Below are 17,185 nucleotides of genomic sequence, written 5' to 3'. Positions count from 1 at the left end.
CTTAGTTGATCACCCAAGGCTGCGAAAACCAATAATAACTGCCAGCTTGTTTTATTGACGGAGCAGTACAATTAAAGCGTGAGCGGCCTTTATTAAGTTGTTTTGGCGATGTTACCTCAACTGTATTATCGTCTAACCAATCTAAATTAGCTTGACCAACGCTTGATACATAACAGGCAAATTGACTCTTATGAAAGTCGTCTGTCTTAAGTTTTATAGTGAGTGATGGTGGATTTTGTGAAGTTACACTATCTTCATAGGTTAGCTTATTAATAGTAAAGGCAGTCGAATTTATCTTGGTAATTAACGTCTCTAGTTTGCTATAAAAACCAGAGGCAGGGAAGCGCGGTAAGCGGCTAAAGTCAGAGTGTTGATTAACGGCTCCTGAGTGTTGGCCAATACCAATAAAACCTAATTCAGTGACGAGTGCTTGCAGTTGATTGTTAAACTCTCCGTATGGATAGGCAAGGTATTTGTAATCGTGACCTATTTCATCTTTGATGCGCTGTTGAGAACTAAGAATGTCTTTTTTAGTGCGTTCGCGCCATTGGCTAGGCGATTCATTCTTGCGCTTTTTATGTAGGTAGTTATGCTCGGCACTATGATTTGCAATAAGCGCCCCTTTTTTAGCAAGCTCCCTGAGCTTATCCCACCCCATAACGTAACCCGCCTGTTCATCAATGAGTTTTGGGTTTATAAAAATAGTGTACGGATAGCCAAACTTCTCTAGGATAGGGGCAGCTTGGTCGTAATTATTGTTGTAACCATCATCAAAGGTAATCGCGATTGTTTTGTTCTCTAAAGCCTTACCTTGTTGTAATGCACTAATCAGCTCATTTAATGGAATAACGTTAAAGTTATGCTCTTTTAAATAATTTAAGTGTTTAGTAAAAGTATTGGCACTCACGCTGGTGACAGCGGGAAGGGTTTCACTGACGTGATGATACTGTAGAATAACAGCTGCTTGCGCGCGCAAAGAACCACAAATCAGGAATAATAATACTAAATGAAACAATTTCTTATACATAATAAAGCACACCATAAAAGCTTGTTGTTGTTAGCCGGTCCGATGATATTATCAAATATTACCGTCCCGTTGTTAGGAATTGTTGATACGGCTGTGATTGGTCATTTGGGGAGCGCGCATTATTTAGCCGGTATTGCTTTGGGTTCAACTGTGATCTCTATTTTATTTTGGCTCGCTGGATTTTTAAGAATGAGTACCACTGGGCTGGTGGCGCAGGCTTATGGTCAAAATGATTTAACTCAGCTGGCAGCCTTACTTAAACGCAGTTTGTTATTAGCCAGTAGCGTAGCTTTAATTCTGATTTTATTATCCCCCCTTATAAAACACGCTATTGCCTATTTATCTGCTGCCAATAGTGATGTGCTCAATGAAGCCTATCGCTATTTTAGTATTCGTATTTTTAGCGCCCCTGCAGCGCTATGTAATTTAGTTTTACTAGGCTGGATGTTGGGCGTGCATTATGGACGAGGGCCATTTTATTTACTTTTAGTCACTAACATTACTAATATTGTGCTCGATATTTATTTTGTAGTGTACCTTGATTGGGCGGTTGTTGGGGCTGCGTGGGCATCACTTATTGCTGACTATATCGCGCTTGTATTTACTTTATTGCTAGTGGCTCAACTTGCTAAAAAGCATGGTATGAGTTTGGCTGTAGCAAATTGGTTTAGTGTGGAAAAAATGGCAGGACTTCTGAGCTTAAACCGCGATATTTTTATTCGCTCTTTAGTACTGCAATTATGTTTTAGCTTTATGACCTTTTATGCAGCCCGCTTAGGTGAAACCACATTGGCTGCTAATGCCGTTCTACTCAACTTTTTAATGTTAGTTAGCTTTGCACTTGATGGAATTGCCTATGCAAGTGAGGCCAAAGTAGGTCAAGCTAAAGGTCAACAAAGTGTCGAGAAGATAAGGCTATGGGTAAAAATCAGTGTATTTTGGGGCATGTTATTTGGCATTTTATATAGTGTGTTTTTTATAGTATTTGGCAGTAGTATTATTAAGCTATTAACTAATGTACCAGAGGTTATTGACGAGGCCATTCACTACTTACCTTGGGTAATAGTATTGCCTATTTTAGCTATGAGCTGTTTTTTGTTCGATGGTATTTTTGTTGGTCTGACCCGCGCTAAAGCGATGCGAAACAGTATGTTGCTTTCAGCGATTGTAGGTTTTTTTGGGGTGTTTTGGCTATTTCAGGATTGGCAAAATAATGGGTTATGGTTAGCTATGAGTTGTTTTATGCTTATGCGAGGCGTTACGCTTATCGTTAAATATCAAAAACTAAAAGCTAACAATCAATTACTTAAATAAGCGAGTTGATATAAACCGTTACTTCCACAGATCGGGGTCGTTATTTTTGGAAGGGATATTTTTTAATACTTGAGAAAAGCGGTTAGCAAAAATACCCGCATAGCCCCAAAAAGCAAAAAATAAAGCGGGGGCTAAAATAACCAAGCCAAGAACTTGTAAACTGTAATGGCTGTAATAGCCCACAGCGATAAATATCACGGCTAGCACAAACAGTGCTAGCCCGCGAAAAAAGCGCTTTAAACTCAACTTAGGGTCACTCCCTAAGCGGTAAATAAGTGGCTTTAGCATAATAGATTAATGCTTAGTAGTAAGAATGCTCGCCTGCTTCATGATCGGTAATGTCAGACACACCTGTGATCTCATCAAATTTAGCAATCATTTCTTTTTCAATGCCTTCTTTTAGTGTGACATCGATCATAGAACACCCATTACAACCACCACCAAACTGAAGTACAGCAACACCAGCTGCAGTGATCTCTACCAAGCTAACTTGGCCGCCATGGTTGGCAAGTTGTGGGTTTACTTCAGTTTCTAGCATGTGTTGCACACGCTCATTCAAGCTGGCATCTTCACCTAGTTTACGTGCTTTAGCATTAGGTGCTTTAAGGGTTAGCTGCGTGCCCATTTTGTCGGTAACAAAATCAATTTCAGCTTCGGCTAAGAAAGGCGCGCTTTCAGCATCAACAACTGCATCAAAGCCGTTAAAATTTAGGCGAATATCGCTCTCTTCTACCGCGTCTTCTGGACAATAAGAAACACCACATTCAGCTTGTGATGTACCAGGGTTAACAACAAACACACGAATATTCGTTTGTTGAGATTGATCTGCTAATAGCTTAGCAAAATGCGCTTGCGCTGTTTCGGAAATAGAAATCATAATACCGTCTATACTTGACTAAATTACTCGGATACTGCATATCATACTCCGCTCATCGTGTTGCGGCTAGTGTTGAGCGTAAAAAGTTGGCATCTATTTTAAGCAATGGTAGCGTGCATTTAACAAACATTTTTAGAGTGATTTATATGCGCTTCATATTAACAGTAGTGGTGGTGCTGGCCAGTTTTTCAAGTATGGCAAAGCCCCTATCTTATTATTTTGAGCAACAGGTTGAATTTGATTCCACCATACCAACACCACAAGAGGTACTGGGTTATCAAGTGGGTGAGTGGCATGTAAGGCATGACCAACTTGTTCGCTACATGGAAATTTTAGCTCAAAAAAGCGATCGAATTAATTTTGAAGTAATAGGCCGAACTCACGAACAGCGCCCGTTAGTTATGCTTACGATTACAGCGGCTAACAAATTAAAAAATATAGAAAAAACTCGCCAAGCACATTTAGCTCGCCTAAATAATTCAAACAATAAAACAGCAGAGCAGCCCAGTGTCGTGTGGATGGGTTACAGTGTTCATGGTAACGAATCATCAGGTAGTAATGCAGCGTTACTAGTCGCTTATTATTTAGCTGCAGCGCAAGGCGATGAAATAAATGAGCTACTTAACAATACGGTTATTTTACTCGACCCGTCGCTTAACCCAGATGGACTAGCACGTTTTGCAAATTGGGCTAATAGTAATCGCGGTATGAACTTATCGTCAGATCCGCAAACCCGAGAGCATGTAGAGAGCTGGCCAAGCAGCCGTACAAACCATTATTGGTTTGATTTAAACCGTGATTGGTTGTTGTTACAGCACCCAGAGTCGCGGGCTCGGATTGCTAAGTTTCATTATTGGAAACCTAATATTTTAACTGACTTTCATGAAATGGGGCCAAATAGTAGCTACTTTTTTCAACCGGGTATCCCAAGTCGTAAACACCCAATTACGCCTGAAGAAAATGTGAGCCTTACCAAAGCGATTGCAAATTATCATGCTAAAACATTAGATGAAAACAACGCGCTATACTTTACAGAAGAAAGCTTTGATGACTTTTATTATGGTAAAGGCTCTACCTACCCCGATGTAAACGGGGGTGTGGGTATTTTATTTGAACAAGCAAGTTCTCGTGGCCATATTCAAGAAACGATCAATGGTCCGCTAACGTTTGCGTTTACAATTAAAAACCAACTTTTAACGAGCTTATCAACGTTTAAAGCGGCGATTGATAACCGCCAAGCTTTGCTTGAGTATCAAGCTAACTTTTATAACAAAGCAGTTGAGCTTGCCAAAGATGAAGACTATCAAGGCTATATTGTTCAAGCAGATGAAGATCATACCCGTACTAACGACTTTTTAAGCATACTTAAACAACATCAAATTAATGCTTATCCCGTTAAAGAAGGGCTAAAAGCTGAAGGTAAAAACTTTACCGCTAATAGTTATTTTGTACCGCTTGCGCAACCACAATATCGATTAGTTAAAGCTATTTTTAGTGAGCAACAAAACTTTGCCGATAACACCTTTTACGATGTGTCGGGTTGGACATTAGCGCATGCGTTTAATTTACCATTTGCTAAAGTAAACAGCCGCTGGGGATTAGAGGTAGAAAAAACAGCTTGGCAAAAACCAAAGCAGCCAGAGTTAGCGTCACTGACTAACAATTACGCCTATGGATTTGCATGGAATGACATGCAAGCCCCAAAAATGCTCAATAGTCTGTTACAGCAAGGCATTAAAGCTCGTGTTGCATTAAAACCATTAACAGCAGTATCAACCAATGCAGAAGTAAACTTTGACGCAGGTAGTATTATTATTCCAGCAGGACTTCAAACTGACACCAACTGGGTGACAAAGTTAAACCAAGCACAAAGCCAGTTTGGGATTGAAGTTAAACCAATTACTACCGGTTTAACTAGTAAAGGTGCTGATTTAGGGTCTCGCTCTATGGCTGTGGTTTCTGCACCTAAGGTGTTATTGGTTGGTGGTAAAGGCGTGAGCCAATATGAAGCGGGAGAAGTGTGGTACTACCTAGACCGTTTTGTGGGTGTAGCGCCAACCATTGTTGAAATGGAGCGTTTAGCGTCTTTAGAGCTCAGTAATTACAGCCATATTGTGTTGCCACATGGTAATTATTCTACTTTATCTGATTCCGATAAAGTTGCTATAAAAAGCTGGGTAAGGAAAGGTGGTGTTATTTGGGGACATAAAGGCGGGGCGAAGTTTTTAGCCGATCAGCAGCTATTAAAAGCAAGCTACTTATCGCGTAAAGATGTGGCTGGGGCATTCGATACTCAAGGTTTAAAATATGCAGACAAAGACCACTTAGCGGGTCGCCAGCGTATTGCCGGTGCGATATTTAATACCAAGGTAGATACAACTCACCCTCTGACATTTTCATTTAAGCGTGACACACTACCTGTATTTAAAAATAGCACCTGGCTATTGGAAGCCTCGCAAGCACCGTTTGTAAATATACTTACCTACACACAGCAGCCGCTCCTTGCTGGTTTTACCGATGCAGTAAATGTAGAGCAAGTGGCCGGTGGAGCTGCGTTAATGGCGCATTCTTATGGGCGAGGTAGTGTTATTGCGATGACTGACAACCCTGTATTTAGAGGGTACTGGTATGGCACCAGCCGATTGTTAAGTAATGCTTTATTTTTCGGCCACACCTTTCGCGTGAGTGGAAACTAACACGCCCTAAAGTGGCGTTAAGCACGTGGTAAATGCCCATACGTGTTTAGCGCCCGCTTCTTTTAACGATAATGTAGCCGCATTAAGAGTTGCTCCTGTAGTCATAATATCATCGATAATTACTACCGTTTTTCCCTCTAAATTAATTTTGCATGAAAAAGCCTGCTGTAAATTTTTAACTCTTTTAGCTTTGCTTAATTGTGATTGTGCCGAGGTGTGTTTATGGCGAAGCAACGCATTATTTAATACTTTATTTGACCCTAAACAGGGCTGCCATACTTGGGTGACTTGATTAAACCCACGCGTTAAAAAGCGCGCTTTATGTAAAGGTAAAATTATAAATGCATCAACAGCGGCAGGGTGTTTAGTCATAAAAACCCTAAGTTGTTTTTTTATGACTTGCTGTAGTGCTTTTTTATAATGGATTTGATTATTAAATTTAAGCTGCTTTAACCATAAATCAAAAGGGGGCTGGTAAAAAGCACAGGCAAACAGCTTTTCAAAGTTGCAGTTAGGAAACATTTCTACAATATCAGGGCGGTAAAATAAATTGTCATGCTCGGCCAAATCTAGCAATGGCAAGTCATCTAAACAAAATTGACACAGTCCCATTGAGCTATGAATCTGACTTTGACATAACACACAGTAAGAGGGGAATAGCCAATCACTTAGGCTGAGTTTCATTCGCTGATGATCCTCATTACAAACTCCTTTTAAAGCGCTATCATAGAACTCAAGTTTGGTTAAGGTTAGGCAAATATGCAAAATGAATGTGTGTTGTTACATGGTTGGGGAATGAGCCAAGGTGTGTGGCAGTTAATAAAACCAGAATTAGAGTTTTTATATTCAGGTAAAGTGCGCTGTTTGGATTTACCCGGTTATGGTGATAATAACGCCTCTTTAAGCCCATATACATTACACGATGCTGCAAAGCAGGTGAGTGAGCAGTTAAAGCCACAATCGGTGCTAATGGGATGGTCTTTAGGTGGGTTGTTTGCTATTTATATTGCCAAACATTGGCCTGAAAAAGTATCAAAAGTCATTTTAGTTGCCTCAACGCCCTTTTTTGCAGAGCAATTACCATGGGCTGGCATTAAGCCTAAAGTATTAACACAGTTCAAAGAGCAGTTGTTGCAAGAGCGTTCAAAAACGATAGAGCGCTTTTTGGCAATTCAGGCAATGGGCAGTGAGTCGGCTCGCGATGATGTAAAACAGTTAAAGCAGTTATTGAGTCAGTCACCGCCTCCGAATAACGAGGCTTTAAGTGCAGGGCTAGACATACTGAAAAATGAAGATTTACGCGAATTATTTGCTCAATGTCCAGTGACTCTTCGCGGCATTTTTGGACGCTTAGACTCTCTCGTTCCTTATCGGGCCATTGAGAAAATGGTGGCACTTAATGCTGACTTTGAATACGAAGTGATAGACAAAGCATCACATGCGCCTTTTATTTCTCATAAAAGTGAATTTTTATCTGCCGTTAAATCAATGCTTTGAAGCAAAGCCATGATTACTGCGGTTTAAAGCTTTATTTTGCGTGATTTTTGAGCGATAATTAAACAATATTTATTTGCTGGAGGTTTATTATTATGCCAATAGGATCTGTATTCAATAGTGGTGTTGAAGGGTTTAATAGAGCCAGCCAAGGAATTGAAAAAGCCAGCGCTGAGATTAATCGTGCCAGCATAGAGCAGCAAGACGACTCTCAACTAGCGCAGCAACGTCAATTAACGGCCGCTCGCCCTGAAGAAGCAGTCACCGCGCCAGTATCTCAACCTGCACGAATTGATGATGCGTTAGTAAACTTAAAAGTTGAAGAGTTTAATGCTAAGGCAAACACGCAATCTATCCAAACTGCAGATGACGTATTAGGCACTTTAGTTGATATTAAAGTGTAATTTCTCATGAATATTGTCACGCCGTTTCCGTCTATTAATATAAACACCGCAAATGTTTATACGGAGACTGCTCGGCGTGACAACCAGCTACGTGAAGTCATTCCCCCAGCCGCTGCGAACACCGCTGGTAGCACCGAAAACAAAGCTCAAAGTGATGCAGAAAAAGCCAAACTGCCAGGAAATAGCGACAGCTCAACCTACAATGCGAGTGGCAAAATTGCAGACGATAAAACGATTGCGCAACGCGAAGGCAATGCTGATAGCGATCAAGATAATGCCGAGCAAGAAAAACAACAAGCTGCAGAAGAAGTTAGTGAGCAAGAAGAACTGCAACTTGAGCAAGAATTACAGCAAATTAAAGAACTTAAAGCGCGCGACACTGAAGTACGAACACATGAGCAAGCGCATGCCGCTGTGGGTGGACAATATGCGGGCTCTCCTAGCTACGAATATCAAAGAGGGCCCGATGGTACTAACTATGCGGTAGGTGGTGAAGTACCGATAGATGTTGGGGTTATCAATGGCGACCCTCAAGCAACTATTGAAAAAATGCAAACGGTACGTGCTGCAGCACTCGCGCCGGCTGAGCCTTCAGGTGCCGATAGGGCAATTGCGGCAGATGCCACTCAAAAGATAGCCGCAGCACAAGCTGAGTTAGCTTCAGCTGATGACGAAGATAGCAGCGAAGATAAAAGCAGAGTCAGTGCGTCGTTTTCTAACAGTGAAAGTTCAGAAGTAAAAACTGCTAAAAGCGAAGAGCAATCGCGTGATGTTGAAGTAGAAGCGCGTGCTGGGCGCATTGCTAGTTTTTATCAACTGGCCACATCACCTGCGACTCAAAGCCAATTCTCAGCACAAATTTAAACTAAACCTTATATTTAATAGCCATAAAAAAACCGCCTAAGCGGTTTTTTTATGGGGTCATTTTATTTTTTCACTTTCGCATTTGCAAAGGCATCAGCAAACGCATTTCCCATCATGGCATTGCCTGTGTCGCGCTTAGGTTTGGGCGCTCGCGATTGGTTTGCATTGTTGCCACGTGGCTTTTGCACCGCCGCAGGGGCAGCTTTATTGCTAGTGTCTATCTCGTCATCTAGGCGCATGGTAAAGCTAATACGTTTACGTGCAGCGTCAACTTCAACCACTTTCACTTTAACGATGTCACCAGCTTTAACCACTTCTCGTGGGTCTGAAATAAACTTATTAGTAATAGCCGAAATATGCACTAGTCCATCTTGATGGACACCAACATCCACAAATGCGCCAAAATTAGCTACGTTCGATACCACGCCTTCTAAAATCATGCCTGGTTTTAAATCACTAATTTTTTCAACGCCTGCTTTAAACTCAGCAGTTTTAAATTCAGGGCGCGGATCACGACCTGGCTTATCAAGTTCGCTAATAATATCGGTCACGGTAGGCAGACCAAATTTATCGTCAATATAGTCATTTGCAGCGAGCTTATTTAAAAACTCTTTGTTACCAATGAGGTTATTTACGTCTACCTGATTGTGCTCACAAATACGCTTAACGATAGGGTATGCTTCAGGGTGAACTGATGAGTTGTCTAGTGGATCGCTGCCATTGTTAATGCGTAAAAAGCCGGCTGCTTGTTCAAATGCTTTTGGCCCTAAGCGCTCTACTTTTTTCAACTGACTACGTTTTGTAAATGACCCATTTGTATCACGGTAGCTTACAATATTTTGCGCTAAGGTTTTGTTTAAACCAGAAACACGTGCAAGCAAAGGTACAGAGGCCATATTTAAATCAACACCCACACTGTTTACACAGTCTTCTACCACTGAGATTAGGCTTTGTCCTAGTTGGCTTTGTGATACATCATGTTGATATTGGCCTACACCAATAGACTTAGGCTCTATTTTAACCAGCTCAGCCAATGGATCTTGAAGGCGACGTGCAATAGATACGGCACCACGTAAAGATACATCTAAATTTGGAAATTCATTAGCAGCGAACTCAGAAGCGGAGTAAACCGAAGCGCCGGCCTCACTGACCATGATTTTATTTAGTTTAAGCTCAGTATTGGCTTTGATAAGCTCGCCAACTAGTTTATCTGATTCGCGAGAAGCGGTACCGTTACCAATCGCAATGAGCTCAACTTTATGCTGGCGACATAATTGCTCGAGCGTGCGTAATGATTTATCCCAATGATTTTGTGGTGCATGTGGGAAAATCGTTTGGGTAGCAAGCAGCTTACCTGTGCTATCAACCACGGCAATTTTACAACCGGTACGTAAACCAGGATCTAAGCCTAACGTAGTGCGAGGGCCAGCAGGGGCTGCCATTAATAAGTCTTTTAAGTTTTTAGCAAATACATCAATGGCACCGGTTTCGGCTTTTTCACGCATTGCGGCTAAAAATTCATTTTCTAAATGTAATCCAAGCTTAATTTTCCACGCCCATTGCACTACAGTTAATAACCAAGCGCTGGCAGGTTTGTTTTTAATATCTAGGCGGTAATGATCGCTGATCATCTGTGCACACAATTGCGCTGGGTTTTCAGCGTTAGGCTCAGGATTAATAGTTAACTGTAAAATACCTTCGTTACGTGCTCTTAGCATGGCTAATGCTCGATGCGAGGGGACTTTTTTTAATGGTTCTTGATGTTCAAAGTAGTCTCGGTATTTAGCCCCCGCTTGTTCTTGGCCATCAATAAGTTTACTTTCAATCGCTCCATTTTGACTAATATGACTTCTAAATTTAGCGAGTAATTTAGCGTCTTCAGCAAAGCGCTCCATCAAAATAAACTTAGCACCATCAAGCGCTGCTTTAGTATCGACAATCGCTTTTTCGGCATTAATAAATTTTGCAGCCTCAGCGTCTGGGTCAAGCATTGGATCGTTAAATAACGCATCAGCTAGTGGTTCTAAACCGGCTTCAATAGCTATTTGACCTTTAGTGCGGCGCTTTGCTTTATAAGGTAAATATAAGTCTTCTAGTTCGGTTTTACTTTGTGCAGCTTTAATATCAGCCGCTAATTCAGCACTAAGCTTATTTTGTGATTCTATCGTCGACAGGATAAATCCACGACGCTCTTCAAGTTCACGCAAATAAGATAAACGTTGTTCTAGAAGGCGTAGTTGGGTGTCATCTAATCCACCGGTCACTTCTTTTCTGTAACGGGCAATAAAGGGGACGGTTGCGCCTTCATCAAGTAACTTTGTTGCTGCAACCACTTGTTGCTGCTGTGCATTTAGCTCCGTTGCTAAACGTGCAGAGATATCGCTCATGCAAAAACCTTTTAATACAAAAAATAAGACCAGCTAAAAAGTTAACTGATGCGTCAATGTCTTGAATAATATCACAGGGGAGGGTAATAAAAAGCTCTTAAAGCAAGCTATTTTACTTGCTTTAAGATGCCATTGCTGGGGCAATAAAAAGCGGATTTAGTGAGGGTGCTCTACACTTTCGAGTACTTCACTAAATGTGTGCGCTATTGGGCTAATATGAACAGGAATTTGCAGCTTACGTGCTATATCGCGTGCTGAAATTAAACCACTTATTTCATTATTAGCCGCAGTAACTAATATAAACATAGCGCCATGATGCTCCATAGTTTGCAGTGCATCACCGATACATGAATAGCTTAAGCTTTTCATACTTACACCCATTAAATTACTCAGCGGTGTCATTAAATAGCGTAAGCTAATTTCACTACGAGGCAAGCCTAAACGCTGCGATAAAATCATGATTTTTGAGCTTTGTAAATCAGCACTTGCGACAATACCAATTAGTTTTTGTTGTTCGTCAGTCACTAAAATAAAATCAGAGGGCTGAGCATTTAACTGTTTTGATGCTTGTTCAATGGTTGTATCAAACGCTGCGCGCATAGGACTTGTTTGAGTAAAGCTAGTTACTATACGTGTTGCTGGAGAGGTTAAATCAATCACAGCCTCATTAGTAAAAGTATCAGCAATAGTGCCATGCGAAATGTCTTGGGTACGGAGTTCTTTAAAGTTAGACATAATATCCACCTAAATAAATAGTTATAAAAATTTAATAATGTTTAAAAGCAAGTTATTAAATTAAATAACGGGTGGCGCTCGCGGGTTTGCATTACTGTAGGCAGTGGCTAAAAATCGACTTTCATAATGAAAGAAAAACGCTAAAGAAAGTGGTTGGATTTCTCTAAGCGCAATAACACCATCAAGAGAATCTATATCGGTGTCGAGGTTTGCTTGGTCAGGGGAGTCACAAACAATAAATTCAGCTGGAGCAAAACCAGCATCAAGTTTGTTATTTTTAGGTGCGCCATGCAATGTCAAACTCACACTCATGAAGAGTGCAAACACGAGAGCATTTTGTAATATGCGCGCTGTTATGTTTGACATAATGGTGACCTTAATTAACTACTCTCAAGTTAATACAACATTACTTGAGTAACTTTAGTTATAGCTTACTCAGATAATATAAACAATAAAAAGTTAATGTGATCTGAATCAAAACTAAGCGATGTCATTTTTGATAGGTAATGTTATTTACGTACCACTGCTTAGCACCTTGAGGAGTCATGACCTCAAAATCATCGTCTACTTGTTTTTTTAATAGCGCTCGCGCCATTGGTGAATCGATAGAAATATAGTCGTTGCGATCATAAATTTCATCGGGGCCGACAATTCTAAAATTTTTACACTCACCGGCCTCGTTTTCTATTTCTACCCACGCTCCAAAAAAAACTTTGCCGTCTTGTACGGGTGAGTAGTCAACAATTTTTAGATCGGGGATGCGTTTTCGTAAATAGCGAACACGACGGTCAATTTGGCGTAGTAAACGTTTGTTGTACTGATAGTCTGCGTTTTCAGAGCGATCACCTAGACTAGCAGCCCAGCTCACTATTTTAGTTACTTCTGGGCGTTTTTCATTCCAAAGATGATCATGTTCTTGCTGCAGTTGTAAATAACCTTCGCGAGTAATTAAATTTGTTTTCACGCTGAGTTCTTGTTTAATCTTCATGTGTGGCAAGGTATTAAAATAAAGGCAGCTTGTCGAGATAAAATAGCTATCAATGAATTTGAAATGTTCAGTAACAATCTAAGCACTTAATTAGTTTTTTATTATTAAGTTTTTCATTTATATTAACGATTAATAAATTATAAAAATAAGCAACAAATTATGGGACAAGAGACAGTAAAAGTATTGGTGGTTGATGACGATAAACGTTTGCGTAGTTTGCTGGAACGCTACTTGGTAGAGCAAGGGTTTATTGTCAGAACAGCTGCGGATTCAGAGCAAATGGATAGACTAATTGAGCGTGAAAACTTTCATCTAATGGTACTTGATTTAATGCTGCCCGGCGAAGATGGGCTTTCTATTTGTAGACGTTTACGCCAAAAAGAAAACCAAATCCCTATTGTTATGCTTACCGCCAAAGGTGATGAAGTAGACCGCATTATTGGCCTAGAACTCGGCGCTGACGATTATATTCCGAAACCATTTAACCCTCGCGAGCTATTAGCACGTATAAAAGCTATTTTACGTCGCCAATCAAAAGAAGTACCAGGGGCGCCTTCAGCGCAGGAGAACTTAATTGCGTTTGGTAAATTTACCCTAAATTTAGCCACCCGCGAAATGAGTGAAGGCGATAACACGGTGTCACTCACTAGTGGTGAATTTGCGGTGCTAAAAGCGTTAGTGTCTCATCCGCGTGAGCCATTAAGTCGTGATAAATTAATGAACTTAGCTAGAGGGCGAGACTACAGTGCGCTTGAGCGCAGTATTGATGTTCAAGTATCACGTCTTCGTAGGATGATCGAAGTCGATGCCGCTAACCCACGCTATATTCAAACGGTATGGGGTTTAGGTTATGTATTTGTTCCTGACGGTGAAAAGTAATCATTATGGGAATGTTTCCGCGTAGTGCGTTTGGACAAACCGTATTTTTGGTTGCCGCTTTGTTGCTTATTAACCAAATAGTCTCCTACGTCACGGTAAGTTTATATGTGGTTAAACCCACCATTGAACAAGTTAATTTAATGCTGGCTAAGCAAATTAAAACCGTGTTTATTGATTGGGAAGATGGCGTTGAAGTCACCGATGAAGTCTCTGAGAAGTTTTTTGAAATAACCGGCATTGAAGTAATGACTCAGCGTGAAGCTATGCGTCATGGTTTAGGCCAAAGTCGTGAGTATTCTGGGCTATCGCGTAGTATGTCTGAGCAATTAAATGGCTTTTCTCGGGTGCGCATTAGTCAAACTGATCCGCTTATTTATTGGGTAGAAGCCCCGCAGGCGCCGGGTTATTGGGTCAAAGTGCCGCTCACCGGATTTAAAGAAAGTAACCTTGAGTTTTTAACCTTTTATCTTTCTAGTATCGGCTTTTTAAGTGTACTAGGAGGTTGGTTATTTGCCAGGCATTTGAACCGACCACTAAAAGCATTACAACAAGCTGCGATAAAAGTAGGGGTAGGCGACTTTAGTACCAAGTTACAAGAGCAAGGGTCGAGCGAGGTTATTGAGGTAACGCGCGCCTTTAATCAAATGTCGCGAGGTATTGCTGCCCTTGAAAACGACCGTCGATTACTTATGGCCGGTGTTTCTCATGATTTACGCACACCGCTTACGCGTATTCGTTTAGCCACAGAAATGATGGTTGATGAAGATGATTATTTACGTGAAGGCATTATTTACGATATTGAAGATATGAATGGCATTATCGATCAATTTATCGAATATTTACGCCATCATAAACGTGAAGAACAAACCTGCGAAGATATTAATGCGCTCCTTGGTGAAGTCGTACAAAGTGAGCTTAAGCATCAACGTGCGATCACGTTTAAACCGAATCCTAATATTGGAAAAATTCCCATAAGTAGTGTCGCGATTAAGCGAGTAGTGACCAATATGATAGAAAATGCACTACGCTACTCAGAGGGTGATATTGAAGTACTCAGTTATTTTAATTCCAATAAAAAATATGTGGTTATTGCGGTCAACGATAGTGGTCCGGGTATTCCTGAAAGCGAGTTGGAGTCTGTGTTTGAGCCGTTTAAACAAGGTGATGCAGCTCGCGGTAGTGAAGGTAGCGGCCTAGGCCTTGCAATTATTAAGCGTATTATCGATATGCATGGCGGCAAGGTGGTGCTCTCTAATCGCCCTGAAGGTGGTTTAAGTGCGCAAATATACCTACCAATAAAGGTTACTAATCCAAGCTAATAACGCTATCTGCATGGTTGCAGATAGCGTTAATTTATTATCTAGAGTTCAGATTAACTACTAGAGAGCTTTAAAACGAATGGCTGTACCGCCACTGGTGGCCAATTTTAATGTTAGCTTATCGCTTGCGGTAACAGTGCGTTTTTCAATGCTTAAATCATAAGGATTGTTCTTCCACTCAGCGTTTTTACCGTCTTGGTAGATTTGCGCTTCAAACTGTTTATCTTTATCTAAAAAGTCGAGTTTAATCTCAATGGTGCGGGCATTTTCGTCAGTCACTGCACCTAAGTACCAATCGTTCCCTGAATAGTTATCGCGCTTGCGCTCTTTGCGTGCAAATACAATAAAGTCGCCTACTTCACCATCAAGCGCAATACTTTGCTGCCAATCGGTTGGTACGTCTTGAATGAACTGAAAAGCATCGGGTTTAGCTAAATAATTCCGTGGTAAATCCGCCGCCATTTGAATTGGGCTGTACATTACTACATACAATGCTAATTGCTTTGCTAGTGTTGTTTGTGGGCGATTTGTCTCGTCCCCTAAGCCATTAAAGCTCATATCAAAAATACCAGGGGTAAAGTCCATTGGTCCTGCCAGCATACGCGTAAAGGCAAGCATGGGAATGTGTTCTGGTGGATTGGGTGGTGTGCCCCATGCGTTAAACTCTTGACCACGCGCACCTTCACGGGCAATCCAGTTAGGGTAAGTGCGGCGCAGACCCGTGTCTTTTATTGGTTCATGTGTGTTGATGCTTAGCTTGTATTTAGCGGCAAGTTTAATGTTATGTAAGTATTCATTTACCATAAATTGGCCGTCATGCCATTCAAAGCGGGCAATGCCGTTTTCATCTATGCGTTTTATATTGGCACCATCGGCCACATAACCAGTTTTTATTTGGCTTACATTCGATTTTTCATAAAGCGCAAAAGCATCTTCCATTTGGTCGCGATAATTGCTGACATTGCCAGAGGTTTCATGATGACCAATTAACTGCACCCCTTTTTCTTTACTGTACTGTGTAAGCGCTACAATATCGAAATCGTCATAAGGCTTAGTAAAGCTAAATACATCACCATTATAAAACCAGTCGCCATCCCAACCTGTGTTCCAACCTTCAACTAATACGCCGTCAAAGCCATACTCAGCGGCAAAGTCCATATAGTATTTAGTATTTTTTGTGGTGGCACCGTGTTTTTCTCCACTGCCCCAAGTTGTTTCATTGATGTGCATTCCCCACCAAATACCTACATATTTACCTGGTTTAACCCACGACACATCACCGAGTTTATTTGGCTCATTCAGGTTTAAAATAATATCTGAATTAACTAAGTCTATCGCTCGCTCACCTATTTGAATGGTGCGCCAAGGAGTATTGAATGCGCCGCGCTTCTTAACCGCAATGCCATCAGACCACGGTGTTAAATCGGCACTAAACGTACCTGGGCGACGCTGGTTAAGCACCATCCCTGCATAATCTACCAGAGCTGCTTCATGAATGCTGACATGTACACCGTTACCATTTTTAAAGGTAAAAGGGGTATGAACAAGTGCAGCATCTTGTAAGTCTGTAGTGTTATAGACATATTCATAACGGTTCCAACCGCGAGCAGGTATCCACCATGCGGTGGTTTTATCTTTTGCGGCAATAGCAAATTCGGTCAGTTCTTTAGTAATTTCAGTTTTTTCAAAATCGGCTTGCTTAGGGACTTCATAGCGAAAACCTACACCACTATCAAAGGCTTTAAATCGTACAGTGTATGTGCCAGCGTGGGGCGCAGGTTTATTGAAGGTAACGGCAATTTCATTGTGCTTATCAACAACGGTTTGACGCTCTCCCCAAGGTTGCTGCCATTGGCTATCGGTTTGTGAACGAGTTACTTCACTAATAACAAAGCCGTCATCAAATGGTGCTTGGCTTTTAAACCTAAAACCTAAGCGTGACTGCTCAATAACAGGCTTACCATTAAAGCTAATAGAGTAATGAGGGGATGATGATTGATCAGAAATGGTAATTTTAATTTTTTGATCAGGTGATTTCAGCGTGGCTTCTTTTGCAAAAGCACTGCTTGCAAGTAAAGCAACTAGTAGTAAAGGTAATCTCATTGTGTGTCCTTGATGTCAAACCGTAGGTTATGAGCATAAAGTGATGAACACACTATTACGAGATAGCTGCATACGTATTCAATTAATTAGCTAAAAAA

The 17,185-nt window shown here is 41.0% G+C and carries 16 protein-coding genes; 7 read left to right on the top strand and 9 right to left on the bottom strand.

The genetic code is table 11. The annotated features are described in order from the left end of the window. Position 1: 1 nt before the first annotated feature. Positions 2 to 1,027, bottom strand: coding sequence for a polysaccharide deacetylase family protein (locus FHG08_RS02775; protein WP_178956735.1), 1,026 nt, complete (start codon positions 1,025 to 1,027; stop codon positions 2 to 4). Between FHG08_RS02775 and FHG08_RS02770 the strand changes: the two genes are divergently transcribed. Next, positions 1,007 to 2,341, top strand: a complete 1,335-nt coding sequence (locus FHG08_RS02770) for an MATE family efflux transporter (protein ID WP_256729581.1) — start codon at positions 1,007 to 1,009, stop codon at positions 2,339 to 2,341. The two genes, FHG08_RS02775 and FHG08_RS02770, sit on opposite strands and share 21 nt — an antisense overlap. An 18-nt stretch (positions 2,342 to 2,359) precedes the next feature. On the opposite strand, the gene FHG08_RS02765 is transcribed toward FHG08_RS02770, so the two are convergent. Beyond that, complete coding sequence (locus FHG08_RS02765; protein WP_138608336.1) at positions 2,360 to 2,629, bottom strand: hypothetical protein; 270 nt, start codon at positions 2,627 to 2,629, stop codon at positions 2,360 to 2,362. A 13-nt stretch (positions 2,630 to 2,642) separates the two neighbouring features. Next, positions 2,643 to 3,218: a Fe-S biogenesis protein NfuA gene (gene nfuA, locus FHG08_RS02760; RefSeq protein WP_008465569.1), complete on the bottom strand. Its 576-nt coding sequence runs from the start codon at positions 3,216 to 3,218 to the stop codon at positions 2,643 to 2,645. Between the two features lie 146 nt (positions 3,219 to 3,364). Between nfuA and FHG08_RS02755 the strand changes: the two genes are divergently transcribed. Beyond that, positions 3,365 to 5,914, top strand: a complete 2,550-nt coding sequence (locus FHG08_RS02755) for a M14 metallopeptidase family protein (RefSeq protein ID WP_178956734.1) — start codon at positions 3,365 to 3,367, stop codon at positions 5,912 to 5,914. Positions 5,915 to 5,920: 6 nt separating this feature from the next. On the opposite strand, the gene FHG08_RS02750 is transcribed toward FHG08_RS02755, so the two are convergent. Further along, positions 5,921 to 6,598, bottom strand: a complete 678-nt coding sequence (locus FHG08_RS02750; protein WP_010392416.1) for a ComF family protein — start codon at positions 6,596 to 6,598, stop codon at positions 5,921 to 5,923. Between the two features lie 75 nt (positions 6,599 to 6,673). Here FHG08_RS02750 and bioH point away from each other — a divergent pair, with 75 nt between their 5' ends. From bioH to FHG08_RS02735, 3 genes are all read left to right on the top strand, one after another. Next, entirely contained in the window at positions 6,674 to 7,411 is a 738-nt protein-coding gene (bioH, locus tag FHG08_RS02745; RefSeq protein WP_178956733.1) for a pimeloyl-ACP methyl ester esterase BioH, read from the top strand. 92 nt (positions 7,412 to 7,503) lie between these two features. Continuing rightward, positions 7,504 to 7,812 (top strand): hypothetical protein, encoded by a 309-nt coding sequence (locus FHG08_RS02740; RefSeq protein WP_008112879.1) that lies wholly within the window; start codon positions 7,504 to 7,506, stop codon positions 7,810 to 7,812. 6 nt (positions 7,813 to 7,818) lie between these two features. Continuing rightward, complete coding sequence (locus FHG08_RS02735; RefSeq protein WP_178956732.1) at positions 7,819 to 8,676, top strand: putative metalloprotease CJM1_0395 family protein; 858 nt, start codon at positions 7,819 to 7,821, stop codon at positions 8,674 to 8,676. A 62-nt stretch (positions 8,677 to 8,738) separates the two neighbouring features. Here FHG08_RS02735 and FHG08_RS02730 read toward each other — a convergent pair whose 3' ends face one another. The 4 genes from FHG08_RS02730 to greB form a co-directional block, all read right to left on the bottom strand. After that, positions 8,739 to 11,063, bottom strand: a complete 2,325-nt coding sequence (locus tag FHG08_RS02730) for a Tex family protein (RefSeq protein ID WP_054202833.1) — start codon at positions 11,061 to 11,063, stop codon at positions 8,739 to 8,741. A 156-nt stretch (positions 11,064 to 11,219) separates the two neighbouring features. Further along, positions 11,220 to 11,798 carry a CBS domain-containing protein gene (locus tag FHG08_RS02725; protein ID WP_138608328.1) on the bottom strand — a complete coding sequence of 193 codons (579 nt, stop codon included), beginning with the start codon at positions 11,796 to 11,798 and terminating at the stop codon, positions 11,220 to 11,222. 60 nt (positions 11,799 to 11,858) lie between these two features. Further along, entirely contained in the window at positions 11,859 to 12,164 is a 306-nt protein-coding gene (locus tag FHG08_RS02720; protein ID WP_178956731.1) for a hypothetical protein, read from the bottom strand. 124 nt (positions 12,165 to 12,288) lie between these two features. Continuing rightward, complete coding sequence (greB, locus tag FHG08_RS02715; RefSeq protein ID WP_010392431.1) at positions 12,289 to 12,762, bottom strand: transcription elongation factor GreB; 474 nt, start codon at positions 12,760 to 12,762, stop codon at positions 12,289 to 12,291. A gap of 183 nt (positions 12,763 to 12,945) precedes the next feature. On the opposite strand from greB, the gene ompR reads away from it, so the two are divergent. Beyond that, on the top strand, positions 12,946 to 13,665 hold the full coding sequence (ompR, locus tag FHG08_RS02710; protein ID WP_008109519.1) for a two-component system response regulator OmpR: 720 nt from the start codon (positions 12,946 to 12,948) through the stop codon (positions 13,663 to 13,665). Between the two features lie 5 nt (positions 13,666 to 13,670). Beyond that, a complete protein-coding gene (gene envZ, locus FHG08_RS02705) occupies positions 13,671 to 14,984 on the top strand; it encodes a two-component system sensor histidine kinase EnvZ (RefSeq protein ID WP_055012728.1) in 1,314 nt (437 codons plus the stop codon). A 60-nt stretch (positions 14,985 to 15,044) separates the two neighbouring features. Here envZ and FHG08_RS02700 read toward each other — a convergent pair whose 3' ends face one another. Then, positions 15,045 to 17,087, bottom strand: coding sequence for a glycoside hydrolase family 97 protein (locus FHG08_RS02700; RefSeq protein WP_178956730.1), 2,043 nt, complete (start codon positions 17,085 to 17,087; stop codon positions 15,045 to 15,047). Between the last annotated feature and the right edge of the window lie 98 nt (positions 17,088 to 17,185).

The sequence above is a fragment of the Pseudoalteromonas sp. Scap03 genome (assembly GCF_013393115.1).
In the GTDB taxonomy this organism is placed as follows: domain Bacteria; phylum Pseudomonadota; class Gammaproteobacteria; order Enterobacterales; family Alteromonadaceae; genus Pseudoalteromonas.
The sequence above is the reverse complement of the archived record's forward strand: the minus strand, read 5'-3'. Positions and strand labels throughout refer to the sequence as shown.